Genomic DNA, 24,578 nt, shown 5'->3' on the forward strand with positions numbered 1-24,578 from the left:
CGCGGACCAAGCCGTACGCGCGGTTCCGGCGCCTGGTTACGTCACAGGGGTGATCGGGAGAACCTGTCACCGTCGGGTCTCGGAGAGGTGGATTGAGTGCGGGTCGAACAGCTGGAGCATCTGGTCGGTGTCACCCAGAACGGTTCGCTGCGCCGAGCGGGCGAGCGGCTGCATCTGTCGCAGCCCGCGCTGAGCGAGTCGTTGTCGCGTCTCGAACGCGAGCTCGGCGTACTCCTTCTCGACCGACGGCGATCCGGTACGCGCATCTCAGAGCAGGGCCTCGAGTTGTTGCCGTACGTCGAGGCCGTGCTCGAAGCGGTGGATCGGCTACGCGGCGCGGCGGGGGAGCGGCGGGAGGAAGGGCGAGTGATCCGGGTGGGCACTGTCAGCGCGGCGACGTCGACCCTGCTGACGCCGTCACTTCGGGAGCTGGCGTCGCGCCACCCCAGTAGCCGGGTCGAGGTGGTCAATACGCGTCAGAACGTGATCGACGACGGCCTGCTCGGCGGCGGACTCGACCTCGGGCTCGTGAACGTCTTCGCGGGAGACGACCCGCCGGCCGGCCTTGTCGACCTGGCTCTGATCAGCGGGCCGGTCGTTGCTGTACTCCCGGGCGACCACCGGTTGGTCGACAGTGCGTCGGTCGGCGTCGACGACCTCCGCGCCGAGCCGTTCGTGTCGATGCGCGAGGGCTACATCATGCATCGGCTCGCGACTCGGATGTTCGGTGACGACTGGCCGCGCGCGTACGCGAGCACCGACGGCGCCGAGCTCGGCAAGGCGATGGTCGCCGACGGCGCGGGGCTCACCGTGCTCCCGCAGTACAGCGTTGACGGCGACGCTCTCCACCGGTCTGGGGCGATCGTGCACCGCCCGATCGAGGGGGTCGACGTCGAGGTCTCGTTGGTGCTGCGGCTGCGGCGTACGGCGAGAGTGCCAGCGCAGCTGGCGGTTCTCCGAGACATCCTGCTAGCGCGCACTGCCGAGCTGTCGGGGCGTATCGGTAGCAGATCCGCGTGACGTACGTACGTGCTTGCGACAGGTGACTCAGAGCGGATCCATCCGAGGTGAGATCGCTTCAGTTGAGCACGTTCTGCCCGTCGCTCATGTACACGTACATCCGCTTGAACTTGCCGTCCTCGAGGTAGAAGAAGTTGCAGTTCGTCAGCCGGATGTCATTGCCGTCGTTGTCGGTCAGCTCGACGGTGAACTGCGATGCGATGCGTCCGTTGTCGGGATCGGCGATGTGCCGGAAATGGATGTGGCGCATATGGGTGCGAAAGTTCGAGAACAGCTCTTCGTACATCGCCCGGACGCCCGTGTCTCGGCCCTCGTGGACGGAGTGCGCGGTCTGTACGGTGGCGACCGCGTCCTCGGTGAAGCAGCTCAGAACTCCGTCGAGGTCGTAAGTGTCCACGAAGTTGAAGTAGCGCTCCACCATGTCCACCAGATAGCCGTAGCTGGTAGCGCTCGAGCTGTTGGGCAACGTCGTCATCGCGGTCATGTCGATCTCCTCAGGGTCGTGCGACGCCCGCTCGCATCGTGCAGGTGTTCGGACGGTCGTCTCCGGCGGGCGCAAGATTGTATGCACTCAACCACGAGCGGCCCGTGGTGTCCAGACATTGCGGGGGATCGATCGATGAACTGTATGCAATGGCGGACGCCGGTGGTCAGTCCTCTTCGTTCGACGCGACCTGAGGGCGCAGCGACGACCATGCGGCACGGATATGAGACCGCATCACCGACTCGGCCCAGTCGGCATCGCCGTCAGCCAAGGCGTTCACCAGCTCGTGGTGATGGGCGAGGCTGCGCGACAACGCATCGGCCGAGTAGAGGGAGAACGTCTGGGAGACGAGCGGGACGCGAACGACCGACGCGACCAGGGCGCTCAGGCGTGAGTTGCCCGAGGCGTCGAGGATCGCGGTGTGGAAGCGGTTGTTGAGCTCCGTCAGCTCGGCGAAGTCGGGTCGTCGCTTCGACGCGACTGTGTCCATCGCGTCGGCGAGTGCGCCGAGCTGGTCGACGTCGGCCAGTCCGGAGGTCGCCGCGAGGTTGCATCCCCACGGCTCGAGGAGCGTACGAAGGGCGAAGATCTCCTCGAGGTCCTCGGTGCGCCAGCTCTGCACCTGCATGCCTCGGTTGGGCTCGTACAGCACGAGCCCTTCGGCGGCGAGTCGGCGCAGCGCCTCGCGTACGGGGGTGCGGCTGACGCCGATGTCGCTTGCGAGGTCGGCCTCGCGCAGCCAGTGCCCCCCGGGCAGGTCACCCGCGAGGATGCGCTCGCGAATCTTCTCGTACGCGTGCGTTGCGGCTTTGCCGGTCTCGACGTTGGCGGTGTTCTCGGTCATCTCGCCCCTGACCCTAGTGGTCGTGCGACAAGCAGTAGTCGGCCGATCGCATTGAGGAGCAATTGTATGCAATCTGTTTGACGACCCGCCATGCCCGTGCCTACGCTCGGCTTGAGCATTCCGGTCGGGATGCGGGTTGGTTATCGCAGAGTCGTATACGAAAGCAGGTTCTCGGTGACGAACGCGGATGGTCTCCCACTCGACGACCTGCGGGTGGTCGAGCTGGGCCAGCTGCTCGCCGGTCCGTTCTGCGGCCAGCTGCTCGGCGACTTCGGCGCCCAGGTGATCAAGGTCGAAGACCCTGGCGCCGGGGATCCGATGCGCCAGTGGGGTCGTGAGAAGCCGTACGGGCAGTCGCTCTGGTGGCCGGTCGTCGCGCGGAACAAACGGTCGGTCACGGCGAACCTCCGCGTTGCCGAAGGTCAGGATCTCGTCCGCCGGCTGATTGCCGGCGCCGACGTGCTGATCGAGAACTTCCGGCCGGGAACACTCGAGCGATGGGGACTCTCGCCGGAGCGTCTCTGGGAGCTCAACCCCGGGCTGATCATCACGCGCGTCACGGGGTTCGGCCAGGACGGTCCGTACGCACAGCGCGCCGGCTACGGTTCGATCGGTGAGGCGATGGGCGGAATCCGTTATGTGACAGGTGATCCGGACCGCCCGCCGGCTCGTACGGGTGTCTCGCTCGGGGACTCGCTGGCAGCGACGTTCGCCTGCCTCGGCACGCTGGTCGCTCTGCACCAACGAGGCCGCAGCGGGCGCGGGCAGATCGTCGACTCGGCGATCTACGAGGCGGTGCTGTCGCTGATGGAGTCGATGGTGCCCGAGTGGCAGGTGGCGGGCTATCAACGCGAGCGCACCGGTGCGACGCTGCCGAATGTCTCGCCGAGCAACGCGTACCCGACCGGCGACGGCGAGATGATTCTGATCGCCGCAAACCAGGACACCGTCTTCCGGCGACTCGCGGACGTGATGGACCGCAGCGACCTCGCCGGCGACGAACGTTACCGGACACACAGCGCTCGCGGGGCGAACATGGACGAGCTCGATGGGCTGATCGCGGAGTGGACGTCGACCCTGAAGGCCGACGACCTGTTGGAGCGGTTGCACGAAGGCGGCGTTCCGGCCGGGCGCATCTTCCGCGCCAAGGACATGTTCGCCGACCCGCACTTCGCCGCGCGCGAGGCGATCGTGCGGCTCGCGCATCCCGATCTGGGCGAGTTCGCCGTTCACAACGTTGCACCCCGACTTTCCGATACCCCCGGCGCCGTCCGTCACCTCGGCCCAGCGCTCGGTCAACACAACGACGAGATCTACCGCGACCTGCTGGGGCTGACCGACGACGAGCTGTCGTCGCTGCGCACAGACGGCGTCATCTGAAGGAGAGAACCATGACTCACAGGCTCGGCGTCGATGTCGGCGGCACGTTCACCGATGTGCTGCTGATCGATGAGCACACTGGTGCGACGTACCGCGAGAAGACGCCGTCGACGCCCGACGACCAATCCGTCGGCGTTCTGCGCGGGGTGACCAGCGTGTGTGCCGCGGCCGGCGTCGAGCTCGCCGACGTACGGTCGGTCCTGCACGGGACGACCGTTGCGACGAACGCGATCCTGGAGGGCAAAGGCGCGCGTGTCGGACTAGTCACGACGCAGGGGTTCCGGCAGGTGCTACAGATCGCGCGGTCATTCGTACCCGGCGGTCTCGCCGGATGGATCATCTGGCCGAAACCCGAGCCGTTGGCGGCACTCGAAGACACCGTCGAGGTCAGCGAACGCATCGGTCACGACGGTGCGGTCGTACGAGAGCTCGACGAGGACGACGTACGTACCCAGCTGCGCAAGCTCAAGGAGCGCGGTGTCGAGGCTCTGAGTATCAGCCTGCTGAACTCGTACGCCAACCCGGACCACGAGCGGCGGGTCGGTGAGATCGCCGCCGAGGAGCTTCCCGGCCTGCAGGTGTCGCTGTCGTCGACGGTGCTCCCGGAGCTGCGCGAGTACGAGCGAACCCTCACCACGGTCGCCAACGCCTGCGTACAGCCTCGCGTTGCGCGCTACGTCGACCACCTGGAGGCGCAGCTCGAGAGTGCCGGCGCTGACGGCAACCTCTACATCCTGCGCAGCGACGGTGGCCTGGTGTCGGCGAAGGCGGCCGAGGAGAACCCCGTGTCGATGTTGATGTCGGGGCCCGCAGGCGGCGTCACCGGAGCAGTCCGCGTCGCCGAGCAGACCGGATTCCCGGACTTCCTGACCTTCGACATGGGCGGCACGTCGACCGATGTTGCACTCGTACAGAACCTCGCCCCGAGAGTCGGCCGCGAGACCAGCGTCGGCGACCTCACGGTGCGCGCCACGTCGGTCGACGTACGCACCGTCGGCGCCGGCGGCGGGTCCATCGCGCACGTGCCGGAGCTGACCCAGGCACTGCGGGTCGGTCCGCAGTCTGCGGGCGCCGTGCCGGGTCCGGCGGCGTACGGCGCGGGCGGCACCGAGCCGACCGTCACCGATGCCAATGTCGTTCTCGGCTACCTGCCGACCGAGCTCGCCGGCGGTGAACTGACGCTCGACCGAGACGCTTCCGTTGCGGCCGTGAAGTCCATCGCCGACGGCACCGGACTCGGATCGGTGGAGGCGGCGGCCGAGGGCATCATCGACATCGTCAACGAGAACATGCTCGGAGCGCTCCGGCTCGTTTCGGTTCAGCAGGGCTTCGATCCGCGCGACTTCGCGTTGATCGCATACGGCGGCGCAGGGCCGTTGCACGGCAACGCACTCGGCAAGCTGACGGGAGCGTGGCCGGTGATCATTCCGCCGTCGCCCGGAGTGCTGTGTGCGCTGGGCGATGCGACCACCGGTCTTCGCGACGAGTCCGTACGAACGCTGGTGCGTACGTTCGGCCAGCTGAGTGACGACAGTTTGCGGCAGATCCTCGACGAGCTCGCTGCGGAGGTACGTGCCTCGCTCACCGAGCAGGGCGTTCCCGAGGCAGACCAGGAGATCACGTACGGGGCAGATCTCCGTTACCACGGGCAGGGCTTCGAGATCCCGGTCGACATCGACGTCACGGCGTTCGACGGCGCCGGCGCAGGGCTCGCCACGCTGCGGTCTGCCTTCGACGCCGAGCACGAGCGACTGTTCTCGTTCCTGCTCGACAACGAGCACGAGCTGGTGACCGTACGAGCCACCGGTAGTGGGCCGAGACCAACTGTCGCTGAGACCGTTCTGCCGGACGGCGACCCCGATGCGACTGGCGCAGTGGTCGGCCGACAGCCGATCTGGGTCGACGGCGCACAAGTGGAGGCCACGATCTACGACCGCGGCAAGCTCGCTGCCGACAACATCGTCACCGGCCCCGCCGTGATCACCGAGATGGACTCGACGACTCTCGTACTCCCCGGCCACGCGGCGACCGTTCATCGCAGTGGCAGCCTGTTGATCCGCCCGATCGACGAGAACAGCCAGGAGGGCTGAGGAATGGCACGTTTGATCGAGACGGCGACCGAGCCGCTGCGCAAGGTCGACGTAGACGTCGTCACCGTCGACCTGGTGGAGAACGCGCTTCGCAACGCGCGGTACGAGATGGACGAAGTGCTGTTTCGCACGGCGCTTTCGCCGGGCATTCGAGAGCAGCACGACGAGTTCCCGCTGATCGGCGACCCCGAGGGCAAGATGGTCGTCGGCCAGTTCGGGCTATCCATCCCGGACTTCCTGGAGAACTTCTCCGGCACCATCGAAGAGGGCGACGTGCTGCTCACGTCCGATCCGTACTCGTGCGGCGCGGCGATCAGCCACGCGAATGACTGGCTCGTCGTGATGCCGATCTTCTTCGAGGGCCGCATCGTCGGCTGGGCCTCGATGTTCGGCCACATGTCCGACGTCGGCGGCAAGACCCCGGCGTCGATGCCGACCGACGCGCGCACGATTTACGAAGAGGGCGTGGTCATTCCGCCGATCAAGATCTACAAGCAGGGCGTTCTCGACGAGGACGCGTTGTCGATCATCTTGAACCAGGTACGAAAGCCCGACTGGAACCGCGCCGACCTCAACGGTCTCGTCGCAGCGTGCCGCACAGCGGGCAGGCGGATTCAGGAGCTGTGCTCGCGATTCGGTCCCGATACGTACACCTCGACGCTCGACGCGCTGCTCGACCGCAACTACCGGGCCATGAAAGCCCTGCTGCAGATGGTGTTCAAGGACGGCGAGACGCTGTCGTTCACCGACTACATCTGCGACGACGGCGTCGGCTACGGTCCGTACGAGCTCAAGATGAGCCTGACTCGCAACGGCGACAAGGTGCTCATCGACCTGACCGGGAGCAGCCCGCAGGCACAGGGCCCGATCAACTACTTCATCAACGAGAACCTGATGCGGATGTTCTTCGGGATCTACATGATCACCGTCGCCGATCCGCAGATCCTGTGGAACGACGGGTTCTATCCGCTGGTCGACGTGAAGATCCCGGAGGAGTCGTTCTGGAAGCCGAAGCATCCGGCTGCGTTGAACGGTCGCAACCACGGCATCGGCCGGGTCTTCGACCTGTTCGGCGGGTTGCTGGGGCAGACGAACCCCGATCTGCTGAACGCCGCGGGCTTCTCGTCGTCGCCGCACTTCATGTACTCCGGCAACTACACCGATCCGGAGCGCAAGGGGGAGTGGTTCCAGCTGTACTCGATCGGGTTCGGTGGCATTCCCGGCCGGCCGATCGGCGACGGACCAGACGGACACTCACTGTGGCCGTCGTTCGTGAACATCCCGTGCGAGTACCTCGAGTCTTACTATCCAATGCGCATTGAGCGTTGGGAGACGATCAGCGACACCGGCGGGGCCGGTCTACATCGAGGCGGCAACGGCGTCGAGGTCGCGTACCGGTTCCTGGAGCCGGGCACGATCGCGATCCACGACGACCGCTGGCTCACGTACCCGTGGGGTGTCAACGGCGGCGCGCCCGGTGCGCGTGGACGCAAGTGGATCGACCGCGCCGACGGGAGCAGCGAGATCCTGCCCAGCAAGGTGCACGACGTTCACGTCCATCCGGGTGACGTGCTGCATTTCGTCACCTGGGGAGGCGGCGGTTGGGGCGACCCGCTCGAACGCGACCCCGAGCTCGTCTCGCTGGAGGTACGCCGCGGGTTGGTCAGCGCCGACGGAGCCCGCGAGTACGGCGTGGTGTGCGACCGAGACGGTGTCGTGGATGCGGTGGCGACCGAGGAGCTGCGTACGGCGATGCGCTCGTACCGGCCGGACGTACTGCCGACGTTCGACGCGGGACCGCCGCTTGCGACGATCCTCGAGCGGTGCCAAGAGGAAACCGGCCTGCCGGCGCCGAAGCCCCCGGTTGCGTTGTGAGCCGCAGATGACTGTCCATGCTTCAGGTTTCGCGGGCACGTTGACGCCAGGCGAGCGCCCGGCCGTACTCGCGATCGACCTGATGGCCGCGTACTTCACGCCCGGCAGCGAGTTCTGTCTGCCGTCGCGTGACTGTCTCGATTCGGCGGCTCGGGTCGTCGGGTCGGCGCGCAGTGCAGGAGTACCCGTGATTCACACGCGAGTCGAGTTCGCCCCCGCAGGGCTCGACGGCGGTGTGTTCATGCGCAAGGTACCCGCGTTGCGTGCCCTTGCGGGCGGTGGCGACCTCGGGCGGATCATGCCCGAGGTCGCCCCGCTCGCGGAGGAGCTGGTCGTGGTGAAGCAGTACGCGAGTGCGTTCTTCGGCACGTCCCTGGCATCGACGCTGAACGCGCTCCGCGTCGACACGGTCCTGATCACCGGGGTCAGTACGAGTGGCTGCGTACGCGCGAGTGCGGTCGACGCCATCCAGCACGGGTTCGTACCTCTCGTCGTGCGTGATGCGGTCGGCGACCGCGGGCCCGAACCGCACGAGGCGAACCTGTTCGACCTCCAAGCCAAGTACGCCGAGGTCGTCGACGAGGCGAACGCCGTTGCCTACTTGAAGGATCGATGATGGTGCAGATCCTGGAAGTCGCACCTCGCGACGGCCTCCAAAACGAGGCGACGCACCTGTCGACCGACGACAAGGTCGAGCTCGTGGCTCGCGCGGTGGCCGCCGGAGCGCGCCGCGTCGAGGTCACCAGCTTCGTCCATCCGAAGGCCGTGCCCCAGCTTGCCGATGCCGAGGACGTGATGGCGGCGGTCGAGCGCGTCGACGGCGTCAGCTTTGCGGGCCTGGTGATGAACGAACGCGGCCTCGACCGTGCGATCGCCGCCGGCGTCGACGAGGTCGATGTTGTCGTGGTCGCGTCCGACACGTTCTGTCAGCGCAACCAGAACATGACGACCTGGCAGGCGTGCGAGATCGCGACACGCCTGGTGGCGAAGGCGCGTACGGCCGGTTTGTTCACCACGGTGACGATCGGTGCATCGTTCGGATGCCCGTTCGAGGGCGAGGTGCCTGTCTCCCGACTGCGCGACGTCATCGCGCGCGTCGTCGACACGGGTCCGGATGAGCTCGCATTGGCAGACACGATCGGGGTGGGCGTACCGAGCGATGTACGGGAACGCGTCGGGGTTGCGCGGTCGATCGCAGGTGATGACGCCGCATTGCGACTGCACCTGCACGACACCCGCAACACGGGGGTCGCGAATGCCGTTGCTGGGTTGGAGTCTGGCGTACAGACACTCGATGCGAGCATCGGCGGCGCCGGAGGGTGTCCGTTTGCGCCGAATGCGACCGGCAACGTCGCAACCGAGGACCTCGCGTACGCGTTCGCCCGGATGGGCGTCGACACCGGTCTCGACCTGAACTCGCTGATCGACTCCGCCACCTGGTTGGAGGACCGACTCGGCAAACAGCTGCCCAGCGCACTCGCCCGTGCGGGCGACTTTCCGGCGACCTGATTCGGCGGAGTTCGGTGCGTAGTCGTTGGTCTGCGGGCGTGGCACCAACGACTACGCACCGAACTTTGCGGGCGGACTGGCAGTACGCCGGAGACTCAGCCCGATGACTCCCGCGAGCGCGGTGATGGCGGCCAGACAGATGCCCGCGCCGGTGAGACCGTAGAGCGCGAGTCCGAGACCTCCGGCACCGGCACCGATGAAGACACCGAGGCTCATCCCGGCTGCGGTCACGCTCAGCAGCTGTGTCGGCGAGCCCTCCGCGCGCGCGACGATCAACGATGTCACCGCGGCGGCGGTCGCGGCATGGCCGATGCTTATCAACGCTGTCGAGGCGAGTGCCGCGATCAGCTCGGTCGTCGTGAAGACGACCACCGTCCCGATCGACGCCACCGTCACACCAGCGGTGAGCAACACGTACGGTCGCGCGTTCTTGCCGGCGACATTGACCCAGCGACCGGAGACGAGGTTCGAGACAAAGAACCCAGCACCGCTGATCGTCCACACCATCGTCACCTGCTGTGGCGTCGTGTCGAAATACTCGGTGTACGCCACGGCGAGATAGGCGAGGTACCCCATCAAGCCGGCCGTACGAAGGGTTGCGATCACCACGAGCCGCCGTGCGACGGAATCGCGCATGAGCAAGGCGAACGACGCACGGTGCGTGAGAGGCGCCGTCGACGCGGCCGGTTGTGGAGGTCTGCGGAGTACCACCCAGCCAGCCAATGCGATGGCGACACCGGCGACCACGAGCAAGCAACCGCGCCAGCCACCCCACGTCGCAAGAACTCCCACCAGCGGCCCGGCCAGCACGGCTCCGAGCGACTGCGCTGCCGTGACGGTCGTGGCCGCCCGTCCGGCGAGCGCCGTGTCGGCGTGGCGGTCCGCGGCTGCAGCGAGCAGGCTCGGCGTCAACATCGCGATCGCCGTGCCGACGCCGAGGCAGAACAGCAGCGCGGTTGCGATCGAGGCGTACGAAGCCGCCAACGACACCAACGCAAGCAGGCCGAGTGAGATGCTGATACCGCGCGTACGTCCGAGCCGGTCGAGCAGTGGAGCGACCGCCACCCCCGTCACGAATGCCGCGACCCCGCCGACCCCGCGGAGTACACCGAGCACGCTCGCGTCCGTACCGACGTCTGCTGCGATGTCGACGAGGTGCGTGGAGTAGACCGTGAACGGCAGCAGGCCGACGACCGCAGCGAGGCACAGCAGCCTGAGGTCGTACGCCTCGCCCCGCGGAACCTTCGAGGAGGGCTCAGCCGTCGAGGTCACGGAGGTACGCCCCGAACTTCTCGAGCCCGTCGATGTTGCGCGGGCTACTGATGCCTTCGTTGTAGTCGAGGATGAAGTAGTTGTCGTTCTGCACGGCGGGGAGGTCACGGGTGATCGGCGAGCTCTCCAGGAAGTCGATCTTCTTCTTCGCCGGCAGGTCGCCGTAGTCGAGGATGACGATCACCTCCGGTTGTTCCTTCACGACGGACTCCCAACTCACCTGCGTCCAGCGCTCATCGAGGTCGGCGAAGATGTTGCGGCCGCCGGCGAAGCGCGTGATGTCGTTGGGCGGCACCTGGTTGCCGGCGGTGAACGGCTGGTCGGTGCCGGAGTCGTACAGGAACACCGGCACGGGGTCGCCTTCCGGTGCGTTCGCGCGTACGTCGGCGACCCGCTTCTTGAAGTCGGCGACCACCTCGGCGGCGCGGTCTTCGACGCCGAAGATCTCGCCGAGCCGGACGAGGTCGGTGTAGAGACCCTCGAAGGGCGTCACCTCGATCGGGTGCTCGGGGTAGTTGTAGCAGGACTCCGCGTGCATGAAGCTCTGGATGCTCAGGCCGTCGAGGATCTCCGGCGTGATGCCGCGATCGATACTGAAGCCCGACTCCCAGCCGGCGACGACGAAGTCGGCGTTCGCGTCGACGACGAGCTCGCGGTTGAGCAGATCGTCGCCGAGGAACTCGACCTTCTCGTACTCGTCCGCGTACGGCGACTCCTCGACGGGCGGGTTCGCGGGCGGCATGACGTAGCCGTGTACGTGGTCGGCGAGTCCGAGCGCGAACATCTTGTCGGCACTGCCCCCTTCGTACACGACCGCTCGCTCGGGTTCGGTGTACTCGACCTTCTCGCCGCAGCGTTCGACGGTGGCCGTACGACGACCTTCATCGCCGCTCACTTCGGCTCCGCAGGCGACGAACAGGGGACAGGTGATCGCGAGTAGCCCGATCGTGGTTCGTCTCCGGTGGTGGTTCCGCATTGCGGTGTTCCTTTCTGGCTGGTCCAGCGCCGCCAACGGCGTACAACAGCTGGGGCTGGCCGGTGAGTGGATGGCATACGAGCGTTGCGTCGACGCCGAAGACATCGCGTACGAGGTGCGGCGTGAGGATGTCCTCGACTTGGCCGTACGCGACGAGTCGTCCCTCGGACATCACCGCGAGGCGGTCGCACGTCGCTGCGGCGAGGTTGAGGTCGTGGAGCACGACGAGGATGGTGAGCTCCGTCGTGGCGAGATGTTCGAGCACGTCGATCTGATGGCGGAGATCGAGGTGGTTGGTGGGCTCGTCGAGAACGAGCACCGACGGCTCTTGGGCGAGTGCGCGGGCGATGAGCACGCGTTGGCGTTCGCCGCCCGAGAGCGTGGTGACGAGGCGATCGGCGAGGTCGAGAACGCCGAGCTTGCGCATGGCATCGGCGCAGACGTCGTGCTCCGAGTCCGAGAGCGCCTCGTTTCCGCGGTGGTGCGGCGCCCGGCCGAGAGCGACGACCTCCCAGGCGGTGAAGTCGAGATGGGTGTCGTGCTGCTGGGCGAGTGCGGCGAGCCTCAACGCGCTTTGTCGAAGGCTCTGCGTCGCGACGTCGGTGCCGCCGAGGCGCACGACTCCGGTGGTGGGCCGCAACGCGCGGTACGCGCAGCGCAAGACCGTCGACTTGCCGGAGCCGTTGGGTCCGATGATGCCGACCGTCTCGCCTCTTTCGACGTCGAGGCTCAAGGCGTCGACGATGCGCTTGCCGTCGGCGATGACGCCGAGGCCGTCGAACTGTAGGTCCATCAGCGACCCGCGAACACGTAGTTGCGACGCCGCATCAGCAGTATGAACACCGGTACGCCGACCAGCGCTGTGATCGCGCCGAGCGGCAGTTCGCGCGGAGCCGCGACCGTACGAGAGATGAGGTCGACCCACACCATCAGCACGGCTCCGGCAAGCGGAGCGACCGCGAGCACGCGTACATGTGCAGCGCCGACGACGAGGCGCACGATGTGCGGAACGATGAGCCCGACGAAGCCGATCGCGCCGCTGACCGCCACCATCGCGGCCGTCATCAGCGATGCGACGCCGAACAGGAGCGTACGACTGCGCGCGGCGTCGACGCCCAGCGACGCGGCGGATTCGTCGCCGAGCGCCAGTACGTCGAGGGTCCGGCTACGTCGCCAGAGCCAGCCGATCCCGAGCAGCGTGACGCCCGCGACGAGGGGAAGTGCATCCCAGGTCGCGGCGCCGAAGCTGCCCATCGACCAGAACAGCACGGTGCTCGTCGCCTCGGACGAGGGTTGGAGGTAGATCAGCACACTGGTGACGGCCTGGAACCCGAACGACATCGCGACCCCGACCAGTACGAGGCGTAGCGGCGAGACTCCGGTGCGGCCGGATGCAGCGACGTACACCAGAACGGTCGCCGCGAGCGCACCGAGGAACGCGCCGGTGGAAACCGCGTAGATGCTGAGTCCGGCGAGCAGCCCGAACGTCGAAACGACCACAGCACCGACGGATGCGCCCGAGGAGATACCGAGTACGAACGGGTCGGCGAGCGCGTTTCGTACCAGCGCCTGCGCCGCCACGCCGACGGCTCCCAACCCGGCACCGACGACAGCGGCCAGCAGCACGCGCGGCGTACGTATCTGCCAGACGATCTGGTACGTCGTCGCCTCATCGGACCCGACGGTGCCGCCCGTGATCGCGGCCCACAGGTAACGCGCGGTGTCCGAGACCGCTACGTACGCCGATCCGGTGCCGATCGCGACCAGAACCGAAGCAAGTAAGCAGCTGGCGAGGATGCCGCAGACGGCGAAGCTGCGAAGACCGCCGGTGCGGGCGGACGCAGATTGCCCGGGCGTGCCGGCCGTCGGGGCATTTGTACGAAGGAGCACCCGAGCACTCTAATAAGAATGACTCTCACATGCAATAAGGGTTCCCGATGATCCAAGCGCCGCGAAGCAGTCCGTGATCCGGTTATCGTCGAGTCGTGAGCGATGCCGCCTCTCCGTCGGTCTTGGTCATCGGGCTGGATCCGTACCGAGTTCCGGGGCCATGGGATCCGAAGCCGGTCGCCGACGGGATCGACGACGGCCTGGCCGAGTTCGCCCGGCATGGGGTGGACATCGAGACGTGTTTGATCGGCCTCGACGGGAGCGACGATGTCGAGGAGGTCGTACGCACCGCGCTGCGTTCGCGCCGCTGGGACTGCGTCACGGTGGGCGGCGGATTGAGGCATTCCGACGATCAGATCGAGCTGCTCGCAACCGTGGTGAATCTGATCCGCACGCATGCGCCGGATGCCGCCATCGCCTTCAACAGCAAGCCGACCGACACGTACGAGGCCGCAGCTCGCTGGATCGTGTGAGGCGTCGATGCGCTTGCGCGCGGGTTCCGGCACGAAGCAGTTTGGCGTCGGCTAGACACTGACGACCTGCACTAGGTCGTTGATACCGACGAAGTCGCCAGCATTGCGGGTGTACAGGCGTGCCGCATGTGCATGCGCAGTCGCCGCGATCAATAGATCCATCGTGCGCGCTCGAGGCTAGGGTCGACGACATCAGACGAGTGCGGCAGAAGAGGTCGAGCAACTCGTGTGAGCTCGCCTTCTTGCCGATGCATCACACGGCAGCGAGGTGTCCGTAGACGCACGCTCGGTCTCGTGGTCGCCCGCCTACACGTACCGCTTCGCGATCCGAGTGAGTGTGACGGCGCCGACGGGTCGGAGGGGGTGCAGCGGATCGGGGTCGGCCGAACCAGTCGGTCCGCCGAGCTCGGTGTGTGCAACGGCGCTCATGGCGACATACGCGTCCATCGGCTCCCACCCCTTACCGTCGACGAGGTGATGGAAGGCCGCCTCATACGCGGTACGCACCGACTCGTGAACCGGGTCTCCGAGCCCGACGAACACGAGTTCCTCGCCCGTGTCGAGGAACGGGAGGTCAATTCCTGCGGCCGGCAGCACGTCGACCGAAACCGTCGCACGCCCGGCGGCCTCGATGGCGACGAACGAGGACTCGCCACGGCTCATCACGGCGTGGATATCGCCGATCGACAACAGTGCGCCCTCTACCTGGACGGGGAGGTAGACGGTCGTCCCAGGGCGTGCGTCGGTGAGGTCCATGTTGCCGCCGGTCGGATACGACGGCATCACGGTCGATGCCTCGCCGCTCGACGGCGCGACGCCGATGCAGCCGATCATCGGTGCGGGTGCGACGACGAGGGTGTCGCTCAGATGTACGCCGTCGCTGTCGATCGGGATTCTGCGTACGATCATGTCGTCGCCCATGATCGGTGACAGCGCGCCGGCGCCGGGGAGGTAAACCGACCAGCCGTGCGGCGCGAGGTCGACGTCGTGGATGGTCACGGCGAGTGCGTCACCGACCGATGCACCCTCGACGTAGACCGGTCCCGTGATCGGGTTCAGGGGTGACGTCAGCTTCGCCAGGTCCAGGACGTCGGCCATTTCTGCGTACGCGGCGTCGTCGGTCTCGAATGTGATTCGATCACCCGCGCCGGCCACGACGCGCCGGGCCGGGTCGCGGTCCGCGGAGAAGCCGGTGGCGCTCTCGCTCTTGGCGATGAAATGCTCAGCCATCGTTTGCCTCCTGCGCGACCACTGCGTGGGCGGCCCGAATCCCCGTGCCCTTCGAGCGGTAGTAGAGCAACACAACGACACCGATCGCCAGCCAGACCAAGCCGCCGGTCTTCGCGTTGGCTTCGGCGTTCCACAGGACGTACCCGATGATGCAGAAGCCGATGATCGGCGAGACCAGATGGAGGAAGTATCGGCGGCTGCGCGTCCGTACCGTGTAGTGCGAGACGACGGAGACGTGGAGGAGTAGGAAGCTGGTCAACGCGCCGAAGTTGACCAGCGACGAGATCAGTCCGATCTGCCCGACGAAGAACACGCCCAGGATCAAGGTGAGCGCGCCGACGAGCAGGATCGCACGCTCAGGCACCTTGGTCTTGCTGTTGATGTGGGACAGGAAACCGGGAAGCTTTCCGTCGCGACTCATCGAGAACAGAAGGCGCGATGTCGCGCTCTGGGCAGCGACTGCGTTCGCGAGACCGACGGCCAGCGCATTCGCGAAGAGGAAAGCGATCTCCCAGCCATGGGAGCTCACGGACTCGACGATCGAAAAGAACGCGTTGTTTGCCTCGTCGTCGGGGAACGATGTCTTGTCGGGTACGAGTGACGCCGCCAGCCAGGTCTGGGTGACGAAGAACGTCGCGACGAGGACGAGCGCCGACACCATCGCAATGCCGGCCGACTTACGCCCGTGCTTTGCCTCCTCGCTGAGCGTGGCGATGCCGTCGAACCCGAGGAAACTCAAGACGGCGATCGAGAGAGCCGTTGCGGCGAGTCCCGGAGTGAACTCGGCCGAGTTGAAGACCGGCTTGATCGAGAACTCCGCGCCATTGGTGCCCTGCGCGATCGCAGCGACGGCCATGACGATGAAGATGACGACGAAGATGAGTTCGCCGATGAGGAACAAGCGGTTCACGATCGCGGTGAACGAGATGCCGATGTAGTTGATCGCCGTGTTGATGAGCAGGAAGAGGACGACCCACATGAACTTCGGTACGTCGGGGAATATGCCGCTCATCGACTCGGCGGCGAAGACGTACAGCAGGGTCGGGATCAGCAGGTAGTCGAGCAGGATCGTCCAGCCCGACATGAACCCGAGGTGTTCGTTCAGTCCTCTCCCCACATAGGAGTAGACCGACCCGGCGATCGGGAACGCTTTCGCCATCTGCGCGTACGAGAGTGCCGTGAAGATCATCGCGACGAGGCCGATGAGGTAGACCAGCGGCACCATGCCCTTCGACTCGTTGAACACGACGCCGAAGATCGCCCATGGCGCGATCGGCACCATGAAGACGAGGCCGTAGACGACGAGGTCGAGGGTCGACAGCGAACGGTCGAGCTCCTGCTTGTAGCCGAACTCGGCGAGTTCGTTGGAAGACGGCGCGGTGGGGGAGCGATCGGTCATGGAGGGTCCTAGCGGGTGATGTGATGGTGGGTCATGCGACGGAGTCCCCGCGGTCCGCGTCGTTCAGGAAGGAGCCGACGACGTCGAGAAACGCTTCGGGCTCCTCGACGTGTGGCATGTGGCTGGAGTCGGAGAAGACATGGGCACGTGCGCCATCGATTCGATCGAGGAACGGTTGCCAGGTGGCAGGCGTCGCCTCGTCGTGAGCGCCGGCGACGACGAGAGTCGGGACGCGGATCTCGTGGAGACGGTCGATCACCGACCAGTCCTTGAGGGTGCCGATGACGTGGAACTCGCTCGGCCCGTTCATCGTGTGGTAAACGGTCGGATCAGCATCGATCTGCGCGAAGCTGGCGGCGATGTCGGGCGGCTCGGGCACGATGCGGCATACGTGTCGCTCGTAGAAGACCTTCATGGCTTCGGCGTACGCGGGCGCGTCGGTCGTACCTGCGCGCTCGTGCTCGAGCAACGTCGCCTGCACCTCGGAGGGCAGTTGCGCGCGTAGCTCGTTCGCAGCCTTGAGCCACAGCGGCATCGACGCCGGGCTGTTGCAGAGCGTGAGGCTGCGTACGCCCGCTGGATGCGCGAGCACGTACTCCGGCGCGAGCATGCCGCCCCAGGACTGCCCGAGGAGATGGTAGTCGTCGGCGATGTCGAGGTGCTCGACAAGATGGGCGAGCTCGTCGACGAAGAGGTCGATGGTCCACATCGCCGGATCGGCGTTGGGGAGATGAGTGCTGTTGCCACAGCCGAGCTGGTCGTAGTGGATCACCGCACGGTCGTCCTTGGCGAGGTCGGCCATGGCGAGGCAGTAGTTGTGTGCGGCGCCCGGGCCGCCATGGAGGACGACGAGTGGCGTCTTGCCGGACCCCAGATCACCAGCGATCCGGTACCACGTTCGGTGACCGCGGAATGGCATCTCGCCGGTCGTCACCGCGTTGCCCGTGCTGGTCATGGCGCTCCCGTACGATCTGAATTCACAAACAGGCGATAGTGAAACACCTAAAAGGTCTGGTGACAATACCTTTGATGGAAAAGGCGGGGATATGACGGAGCGTGACGGCCCGCCCGTCGAGCTCGGGGGCGTGCAGAAGCTGTCGGCGGTGCAGCAGGTCTACGACAAACTCGTCACGGCCATTGCTGTCGGCGTGTACTCGCCGGGCGATGCATTGCCGGCCGAACGTGACCTCGCCCCGATGCTCGGCGTGAGCCGGGCGACCCTCCGCCAGGCCATCACTCAGATCGTCGACCTCGGACTCCTCGAATCGCGGCGGGGGCGCGCCGGCGGCACGTTCGTGACCCGAAAATCATGGAAAGAACTGGCGCCGGAAGCTGCGCGTCGTGCGCTCGAGTCGAACCTTCCCGATATGGAGGACCTCTTCGATTATCGCTGTCAGGTCGAGGGGATGATCGCGCGCACCGCAGCGCAGCGTTGTACCGAAATCGACCGTGCCGAACTGCGGTCGCTGATGAGCGAGTTCGCGTCCGCTACCGACGATATGTCTCTCGCGCGGCGAATCGACAGACGATTCCATGCCCGCATAGCGACTACAGCGCGTAACCGACATCTCGCTGAGTTGAGTCGGCGACTCACGGCCGAAGCGACGCTTGGCTTTGACTCCGAGCCGTACACCGAGGAGTTCTACGCGCTCGCGCTCGCCGAGCACCGCCAGCTCGCTGATGCCGTATGCGAAGGCGATCATGGACGCGCCAATGACATCGCGGTGCACCACTTCCGTATCACTGCGCTTACCCTTCGCTCGGCGCTCGAGCAGGTACGCAAGGGGTAGCCGAACGGGTTGTCTCCGCCTCTTTGCCTGTGACGCGTCGTCCACCCCAGAGGCGCTCATGCGTACAGGTTCGGAGTCCACGTTCGGGCAGCCGACCGGGTGGGCGCGTCGTCGGACTTGTCGCGTTCGGACTCGTCGAGACCGGTTGTTAAGTGCGCAAAAGTACGACATCTGCGATACTAAGTACGTAAAAATACGTAGTTAGCGGAGTTCTTCGTGGATAGTGTGCTCGTGTTCAGCGGTGACCTGCCGGCGTCCACCATCAGTGCGATGGTCGGGCGTGGGTCGTTGCAGCGCGTCGCAGCGGGCGTCTACGTACGAACCGGAAACGATCCGGCCGAGGTGGTGCGCCGAGAGTGGCACACCATTGTCGGTCGACTGTTCCCCAACGCCGTGATCACCGACAGGTCGGCGCCGTCGGGCGGCCCAGTCGACGGGGTTCTCTACCTCGCACGTGAGGCTCGTGCCCGCGATGCGACGTTGCCGGGTCTTCGCGTACGAGCACGTCGCGGCGCTGGGCCACAGGCCGATGACGTTCCACTTCCGGGCGGCCTTCACCTCGCGTCGGCCGCTCGCGGCCTCGCAGAGAACACTCGAGAGTCTCGGCAGCGTACGGGTGTCGCTCGCACCCTCGATGACCGGGAGCTCGGCGACTGGGTCGATCGGATCTGCCGTAACGAAGGCGAGCAACGCCTGGCGGAGCACCGGCAGCGGGCGAAGGACCTTGCTGACGTACTCGCTGTACCGGCCGGGAGATTGGCGCGTCTCGATGAGCTCGTCGGCCTTGCACTCGCTACGCGTAACGTGACGACGGCAAGCCCCGCCCTTGCATCCCGTTCGACAGGCATCCCCGTCGACCAGGGGAGAGTCGAGCTGTTCGAGAGCCTGGTCAACGCGCTATCTAGGGCGGCCCCGCAGAGTCGGCCCGCACCCGAACCGGAGCTCGTACGCTTCGAGCCATTCGCAGAGGCGTACTTCTCGAACTTCATCGAGGGCACGGAGTTCGACTTCGACGAAGCCGCTCAGATCGTGTTCGATGGCGAGATCCCTCAGGCGCGGCCACAAGACGCACACGACATCATCGGTACGTACCGCCTCCTTGCCGACACCTCGGAGATGCGGGTCGCTGTACGCGATGCCGCCGACTTCGAGGAGACGGTGCGGCGGCGGCATCGCCGGATCATGGAAGGGCGTCCGGAGGTCCGGCCGGGCGAGTTCAAGCAGCGCGCCAATCGGGCTGGTGGCACGACCTTCGTCGAACCGACCTTGGTACGTGGAACCCTTGCGGCCGGTTTTGCCCTACGGGAGCACCTCGATACGGCATGGGAGCGTGCCGTCTACATTGCCTTTGTGATCGCCGAGGTGCATCCGTTCGACGATGGCAATGGGCGAGTTGCGCGAGCCATGATGGCTGCCGAACTCGATATCGGTGCGCAGAGCCGCATCATCGTCCCGACCGTCTTCCGTACCGACTACCTTGACGGGCTACGAATGCTGTCGCGACGGGGAGACTCGTCGGTGTTCATCAAGGCAATGCGGTACGCCCACGACTTCACGGCGAGCATCGACTTCTCGGGCTACAACCAGATGCGTGAGCAGCTGGAGGAGGCGAATGCGTTCAACGAACCTGAGAGCGGTGACCGCCTCCGGATTCGTGGGTCGCATCTGTCCAACGAAGTCACCGCGCCGTGGCGCCGCCGGCGTTGAGGCTTCGTCGGCTGTGCCGTCGATGCGCTCGATGGAAGACCTCAGATCGCTGAGCGCCGGCTCATTGGGGAAGGAGCCTGACCCGGCCAGGCCAACCTGCGATGTCGCGCAGTCACAGTCGGCTCTCGCGGTCGTAGTTCTTGCCCAGGAACGCCGGCTGCCGCGCCCAGCGGAAGGCGAAGATCATCACGATCAGGGTCGCGACGTACGGAAGCATCAGCACGAACTGATGGGGGATCGCGATGTCCGCGACCTGTGCGCGCAGTGCGAGTACGTCCATTCCGGCGAAGAACGCTGCGCCGGCAACGACGTAGTGCGGGCGCCAGCCACCGAGGAAGGCTAGCGCGATCACGAGCCACCCACGCCCGCCGACCAGCCCTTCGGTGAACGTGCCCGTGTAGACCATCGGCAGGTACGCGCCGCCCATGGCGACGAGCGCGCTGCCGGCGACGCCCGCGTAGATGCGTGTGGCGTTGACCTTGATGCCGAGGCTGTCTGCGGCCTTCGGGTTTTCTCCGACCGAACGGAACTTCAGCCCCGCATTCGTACGGTAGAGGAACCAGTACAGCCCGCCCGAGAGCAGGAACGCGAAGTAGACGACAAGGTCGTGGTCGAACAGCGCCGGCCCGATCTCGGGGATCTTCGACAGCAGCGGGATCGGGTAGTCGGTGAGGGTCGGGATGAGCGGCGGTTCGAGCGTCACGCCGATCACCACACGGTAGAGCAGGGTCGCCAGGCCGAGCGACGCGAAGTAGAGCGCCAGGCCCACGACGAACTGGTCGAGTCGCAGCGCCGTGCTGGTGTACGCGAGTACGAGTCCGAAGAGGCCGCCGACGGCCGCAGCGACGAGTAGTCCGACCGTGTTGCTTCCGACCTCGAAGCTGGCCAGGAAGCCCACCGATGCGCCGAGCACCATGACGCCTTCCTGCGAGACGTTGAAGATGCCGGCGCGACCGCTGAGTACGGTGCCCTGGGCGGCAAGGAGGAACGGCACCATCGCCGGGATCATCAACGCAATGAAGTCGACTACCTCGTTCATGCTGCGCTCCTCACGCGATCACGTACGACATCGCTCAACAGAAGGAAGATGAGGATCAACGCCTCGACGATCAGCACTACTTCGACCGGCACCTGAGCGCTCCGTTGCATGGCGCTCGCTCCGACTTCGAGGACCGCGATGCCGAAGGCGACGAGCGGAACGGCCACCGCATGGCCGCGTGCCATCAACCCGACGATGATGCCGAGGATCAGGAAGTTCGACTGCATGCCCTCGAGCATGTTGCCGTGGACGCCGGCGACCTCGATCGCACCGGCAAGACCGGCGACTGCACCACCCAGGATCAGGCCGCCAAGAGTCAGCCGACGCGTTCGTACGCCGTGGACGAGCGATGCTCGTGCGTTCGCGCCGACCGCGCGGAGGTCGAACCCAGATGTGGTGCTGCGCATCGAGACCCCGATCGCGATGCTGAGTACCAGCGCAACGAGTACACCGGTGTGCATTGCCGGCTCACCGATGCCCGGGAGCATCCCGCCGTCGCCGATGGGTGTCGTGGCCGGATGTCCTGCGCCGACGTCCGGCCAGGTTTCGGACGCCACATAGTCGATCACCTCGAACGACACGAAGTTCAGCAGGACCGTGCTGAGGATCTCGTTGACGCCGAACCGCACCAGGAGCACTGCCGCGATACCGGCCCACACGGCGCCGCCGAGCACACCCGCGATGATGACCGCTGGAAGCAGTACGACGCCGGGCAGGTCGGAGAACGTGATGCCGACGGCGACACCGGTAGTTGCTCCGATCAGCAGTTGGCCTTCGGTTCCGATGTTGAACTTGCCCGACGCCAGGGGAATCGTGAAAGCGAAAGCACATAAGGCAATCGGGACCCACTTATGCAACGTCTCGACGAAGCCGAACGATGTCGAGAATGACGTGGTCACTACCGACTTGAAGGCTGCCATCGGATCGTTGCCGAGTGCCACGATGAGAAGCCCGCCGACCACCAGTGCGGCGATCACCGAGAGCGTGTACGGCACCACAGCCCATGCGATGCGCGAAGCGCGAGACTCATGCATCGGAGTGCTCCAATCCGGTCATCGCGCGGCCGACCACATACGGGTCGACGGCTCCGCGCGGCCATTCACCGGTGAACCGACCGGCATACAACGCGAACACTCGGTCCGACAGCGTGACGACCTCGTCGAGGTCCTCGGACAGCACGAGCACGGCGCAGCCGTCATCCATCGCCGCGCGTACCTGCTCGTAGACGAACTGGGTCGAATGCAGATCGAGACCGCGCGTCGGGTTGTGCAGGATCAACAGCTTCGGCTCGTGTGCGAATGCACGGGCGAGGATGACCCGCTGAATGTTGCCGCCGGACAGATCACCGGCCTGCGCGGACGGCCCGCTCGCGCGTACGGAGAACCGTTCGATCGTCTCGACGGCTCGTGCACGCGCCTTCCGCCAGTCGATCAGGCCGTATCGCTTGATCTTGTTGCTGGACTGCGATCCGAGCAGGAGATTCTCGGTGATGCTGGAGGTCGGCAGAATGCCGTCGCGATGCCGGTCCTCGGGTACGTACGCAACGCCGCTGCGCAACCACCGTGCGGTCGGCGCACCGGTCAGGTCGGCGCCGCCGACGTGGACGGTGCCGTGCTCGGCCACGCGTACGCCGGCGAGCGCTTCGGCGAGCTCCACTTGGCCGTTGCCGGATACGCCTGCAATTCCGACGCATTCGCCTTCGTCGAGGGTGAGGTCTAGGCCGTCGATCAGGCGCACACCGTGGTCGTTGCGTACGGTCAGGCGGGCAGCTTCCACGGCGACCGCGCGGTCACTGACCGATTCTCCACCGGTCGCCACGTCGGTGGCCTCGACGACTCCGGTCGCGACGACGGTTGCGCTTTCCTCGTCGCCGGTGTCATCGACCGACTCGCCGATCATCGCCGACGCGAGCTCTTCTGGGCTCGTGTTCGCGCGATCGTACGTTGCGACACGACGGCCCTCGCGCATCACGGTCATCCGGTCGCAGACCTGCATCGTCTCGCGGATCTTGTGTGTGATCAGGATGACGCTCATCCCGTCGTCGACCATCGCACGCAGTGACTCGAAGAGGTCATCGACCTCCTGCGGAGTGAGGTTGGTCGTCGGCTCGTCGAAGACCAGGACTTTCGAGCGTCGGTAGAGGGCTTTCAAGATCTCTACCCGCTGACGTACGCCGACCGGTAGGTCCTCGATGATCGCGTCCGGGTCGACGGCGAGCCCGAACCGTTCGCTCAGCTCGACGATTTCGGCGCGGGCAGGAGCAGTGTCGACTCGCAGCGCACCGGGTTGCCGCGTGCCGAGGACGATGTTGTCGAGTACGGAGTAGGACTCCACCTGCAGGAACGTCTGGTGCACCATCCCGACACGTACGTCGATCGCGTCGCGCGGTGATGAGATGTCGACTTGTACGCCGTCGATCGAAACGGTGCCGGAGTCGGCTTTGTACAGCCCGTACAGGACGTTCATCAGGGTCGTCTTCCCGGCGCCGTTGCCGCCGAGTAGCCCGTGCACCTCGCTGGGTGCGACGTGCAGGTCGACGCCGTCCAGAGCCGTGACGGACCCGAACTTCTTGATGATCTCGCGCATCTCGAGGCGCGGTGGGGGAGTCATCACGAACCCTCCGTCTGGTCGAGCTCAACCTCTATGTCGCCGCTCTCGACGCCGTTGATGGCTTCTTCGGTGGCTTTTCGTACGTCGTCGGGCAAGGCGTCCCCGAGGTCGATACTCGCGCCCGTACCGAAGTTCATCTGGTAGTAGCCAGAACGCTTGCCGTCGTCGATCTGCTTACGTATCTCCTCGATCGGCCCGGTGAAGTCGTAGACGACGGACGCGGCGTAATGGTCGGGGCCGTTCGCCGACTTGTTCGTGTACTTGACCGAGATCCATGCGTCGCCGGGGTCTTCCTCCTTGACCGCCTGGAAGGCGCCGACCACAGCGAGGTTCAGCGACGTGAGGATGACGTCGCTTCCGTCGGAGATGAGCTGGGACGTGAGCTGTTGCGCCCGGATGGTGTCGTTGAAGTCGCCGGTCCACACCCGTCTCAACTCGACGTCCTTGCCCGAGTCCTTGATGCCCTGTTCGACGGCGTTGACCTCTGCGTACGAAAAGGGAAGCGACAGTCCGCCGAGGTAGCCGACCTGGCCGGTCTCCGACAGGTTGGCTGCCATCGTGCCGAGCGGGTAGAAGACCGTGTGGAAGTTTCGGTCGAGGACCCAGACGTTCTTGGGTTGAGACTCGGGTTTGCCGTCGAACTCGCCGATGAACGTGACATCCGGATTGCGTTGGGCGACGGCCGCCGTGGCCTCGTAGAACTGCGATCCGTGGGTCCATACGATGTCGTACCCGTCGGAGACGTACTCCTCGATGACGCGCTCGGCGTCGGGGACCTCGACGCTCTCCGAGTACGCGATCTTGACCGAGTCGCTCTCGATGTCCTCGAGTGCCTTCGCACCGAGTGCGTTGTAGTCGGCATCCGTCGTCGGCCCGGAGAACACACCTGCCATGCGTACGTCATAGTCGTCCTCGACGAGCGAAGAGCACGCCGGCACCAGGATCAGCATCAGCGCCAGCAGTGGCCAGAACAGACGTCTACGACGCATG

General features: G+C 65.9%; 22 protein-coding genes. 9 read left to right on the forward strand and 13 right to left on the reverse strand.

The features are described from left to right. Positions 1-96 precede the first annotated feature (96 nt). Positions 97-1,020: a LysR family transcriptional regulator gene (locus MU582_09120; GenBank protein UPK76781.1), complete on the forward strand. Its 924-nt coding sequence runs from the start codon at positions 97-99 to the stop codon at positions 1,018-1,020. A 58-nt stretch (positions 1,021-1,078) separates the two neighbouring features. Here MU582_09120 and MU582_09125 read toward each other — a convergent pair whose 3' ends face one another. Both MU582_09125 and MU582_09130 read right to left on the reverse strand, forming a co-directional pair. Next, a complete protein-coding gene (locus MU582_09125; GenBank protein UPK76782.1) occupies positions 1,079-1,504 on the reverse strand; it encodes a nuclear transport factor 2 family protein in 426 nt (141 codons plus the stop codon). A gap of 166 nt (positions 1,505-1,670) precedes the next feature. Next, a complete protein-coding gene (locus tag MU582_09130) occupies positions 1,671-2,348 on the reverse strand; it encodes a GntR family transcriptional regulator (GenBank protein UPK76783.1) in 678 nt (225 codons plus the stop codon). Between the two features lie 174 nt (positions 2,349-2,522). Between MU582_09130 and MU582_09135 the strand changes: the two genes are divergently transcribed. From MU582_09135 to MU582_09155, 5 genes are read left to right on the forward strand one after another with little or no spacing between them, the layout of a single operon-like run. Continuing rightward, the gene (locus tag MU582_09135) at positions 2,523-3,728 is read left to right on the forward strand and encodes a CoA transferase (protein UPK76784.1); all 1,206 of its coding nucleotides are present in this window, start codon (positions 2,523-2,525) and stop codon (positions 3,726-3,728) included. Between the two features lie 11 nt (positions 3,729-3,739). Then, positions 3,740-5,818 (forward strand): hydantoinase/oxoprolinase family protein, encoded by a 2,079-nt coding sequence (locus tag MU582_09140; protein ID UPK76785.1) that lies wholly within the window; start codon positions 3,740-3,742, stop codon positions 5,816-5,818. Positions 5,819-5,821: 3 nt separating this feature from the next. After that, complete coding sequence (locus MU582_09145) at positions 5,822-7,693, forward strand: hydantoinase B/oxoprolinase family protein (protein ID UPK76786.1); 1,872 nt, start codon at positions 5,822-5,824, stop codon at positions 7,691-7,693. 7 nt (positions 7,694-7,700) lie between these two features. Then, the gene (locus MU582_09150) at positions 7,701-8,309 is read left to right on the forward strand and encodes an isochorismatase family protein (protein ID UPK76787.1); all 609 of its coding nucleotides are present in this window, start codon (positions 7,701-7,703) and stop codon (positions 8,307-8,309) included. Next, complete coding sequence (locus MU582_09155) at positions 8,306-9,202, forward strand: hydroxymethylglutaryl-CoA lyase (protein ID UPK76788.1); 897 nt, start codon at positions 8,306-8,308, stop codon at positions 9,200-9,202. Before MU582_09150 ends, MU582_09155 begins: the two co-directional genes overlap by 4 nt. 51 nt (positions 9,203-9,253) lie before the next feature. On the opposite strand, the gene MU582_09160 is transcribed toward MU582_09155, so the two are convergent. The 4 genes from MU582_09160 to MU582_09175 are packed head-to-tail and all read right to left on the reverse strand — an operon-like array spanning position 9,254 to position 13,340. Then, complete coding sequence (locus MU582_09160; GenBank protein UPK76789.1) at positions 9,254-10,474, reverse strand: MFS transporter; 1,221 nt, start codon at positions 10,472-10,474, stop codon at positions 9,254-9,256. Next, a complete protein-coding gene (locus MU582_09165; protein UPK76790.1) occupies positions 10,458-11,369 on the reverse strand; it encodes an ABC transporter substrate-binding protein in 912 nt (303 codons plus the stop codon). Before MU582_09165 ends, MU582_09160 begins: the two co-directional genes overlap by 17 nt. Then, complete coding sequence (locus MU582_09170; protein UPK76791.1) at positions 11,356-12,243, reverse strand: ABC transporter ATP-binding protein; 888 nt, start codon at positions 12,241-12,243, stop codon at positions 11,356-11,358. Before MU582_09170 ends, MU582_09165 begins: the two co-directional genes overlap by 14 nt. After that, complete coding sequence (locus tag MU582_09175; GenBank protein UPK76792.1) at positions 12,243-13,340, reverse strand: iron ABC transporter permease; 1,098 nt, start codon at positions 13,338-13,340, stop codon at positions 12,243-12,245. Before MU582_09175 ends, MU582_09170 begins: the two co-directional genes overlap by 1 nt. Before the next feature lie 95 nt (positions 13,341-13,435). On the opposite strand from MU582_09175, the gene MU582_09180 reads away from it, so the two are divergent. Beyond that, on the forward strand, positions 13,436-13,813 hold the full coding sequence (locus tag MU582_09180) for a hypothetical protein (GenBank protein UPK76793.1): 378 nt from the start codon (positions 13,436-13,438) through the stop codon (positions 13,811-13,813). A gap of 306 nt (positions 13,814-14,119) precedes the next feature. Here MU582_09180 and MU582_09185 read toward each other — a convergent pair whose 3' ends face one another. From MU582_09185 to MU582_09195, 3 genes are read right to left on the reverse strand one after another with little or no spacing between them, the layout of a single operon-like run. After that, a complete protein-coding gene (locus tag MU582_09185; GenBank protein UPK76794.1) occupies positions 14,120-15,043 on the reverse strand; it encodes an acetamidase/formamidase family protein in 924 nt (307 codons plus the stop codon). Then, on the reverse strand, positions 15,036-16,442 hold the full coding sequence (locus MU582_09190; GenBank protein UPK76795.1) for an APC family permease: 1,407 nt from the start codon (positions 16,440-16,442) through the stop codon (positions 15,036-15,038). The genes MU582_09185 and MU582_09190 overlap by 8 nt, the downstream gene beginning before the upstream one ends. A gap of 31 nt (positions 16,443-16,473) precedes the next feature. Continuing rightward, a complete protein-coding gene (locus tag MU582_09195) occupies positions 16,474-17,397 on the reverse strand; it encodes a proline iminopeptidase-family hydrolase (GenBank protein ID UPK76796.1) in 924 nt (307 codons plus the stop codon). On the opposite strand from MU582_09195, the gene MU582_09200 reads away from it, so the two are divergent. Together MU582_09200 and MU582_09205 are read left to right on the forward strand one after the other, a co-directional pair. Then, positions 17,396-18,232, forward strand: a complete 837-nt coding sequence (locus MU582_09200) for an FCD domain-containing protein (protein ID UPK76797.1) — start codon at positions 17,396-17,398, stop codon at positions 18,230-18,232. The genes MU582_09195 and MU582_09200 overlap by 2 nt on opposite strands. Before the next feature lie 216 nt (positions 18,233-18,448). Then, complete coding sequence (locus MU582_09205; GenBank protein UPK76798.1) at positions 18,449-19,939, forward strand: Fic family protein; 1,491 nt, start codon at positions 18,449-18,451, stop codon at positions 19,937-19,939. Positions 19,940-20,051: 112 nt separating this feature from the next. Here MU582_09205 and MU582_09210 read toward each other — a convergent pair whose 3' ends face one another. From MU582_09210 to MU582_09225, 4 genes are read right to left on the reverse strand one after another with little or no spacing between them, the layout of a single operon-like run. Continuing rightward, the gene (locus MU582_09210; protein UPK76799.1) at positions 20,052-20,978 is read right to left on the reverse strand and encodes an ABC transporter permease; all 927 of its coding nucleotides are present in this window, start codon (positions 20,976-20,978) and stop codon (positions 20,052-20,054) included. Next, positions 20,975-22,012, reverse strand: coding sequence for an ABC transporter permease (locus tag MU582_09215; protein ID UPK76800.1), 1,038 nt, complete (start codon positions 22,010-22,012; stop codon positions 20,975-20,977). The genes MU582_09210 and MU582_09215 overlap by 4 nt, the downstream gene beginning before the upstream one ends. After that, complete coding sequence (locus MU582_09220) at positions 22,005-23,588, reverse strand: ABC transporter ATP-binding protein (protein UPK76801.1); 1,584 nt, start codon at positions 23,586-23,588, stop codon at positions 22,005-22,007. Before MU582_09220 ends, MU582_09215 begins: the two co-directional genes overlap by 8 nt. Further along, entirely contained in the window at positions 23,588-24,577 is a 990-nt protein-coding gene (locus MU582_09225; protein ID UPK76802.1) for a BMP family protein, read from the reverse strand. The genes MU582_09220 and MU582_09225 overlap by 1 nt, the downstream gene beginning before the upstream one ends. Position 24,578 lies beyond the last annotated feature (1 nt).

It is taken from the genome of Nocardioidaceae bacterium SCSIO 66511 (genome assembly GCA_023100825.1).
Classification (GTDB): domain Bacteria; phylum Actinomycetota; class Actinomycetes; order Propionibacteriales; family Nocardioidaceae; genus Solicola.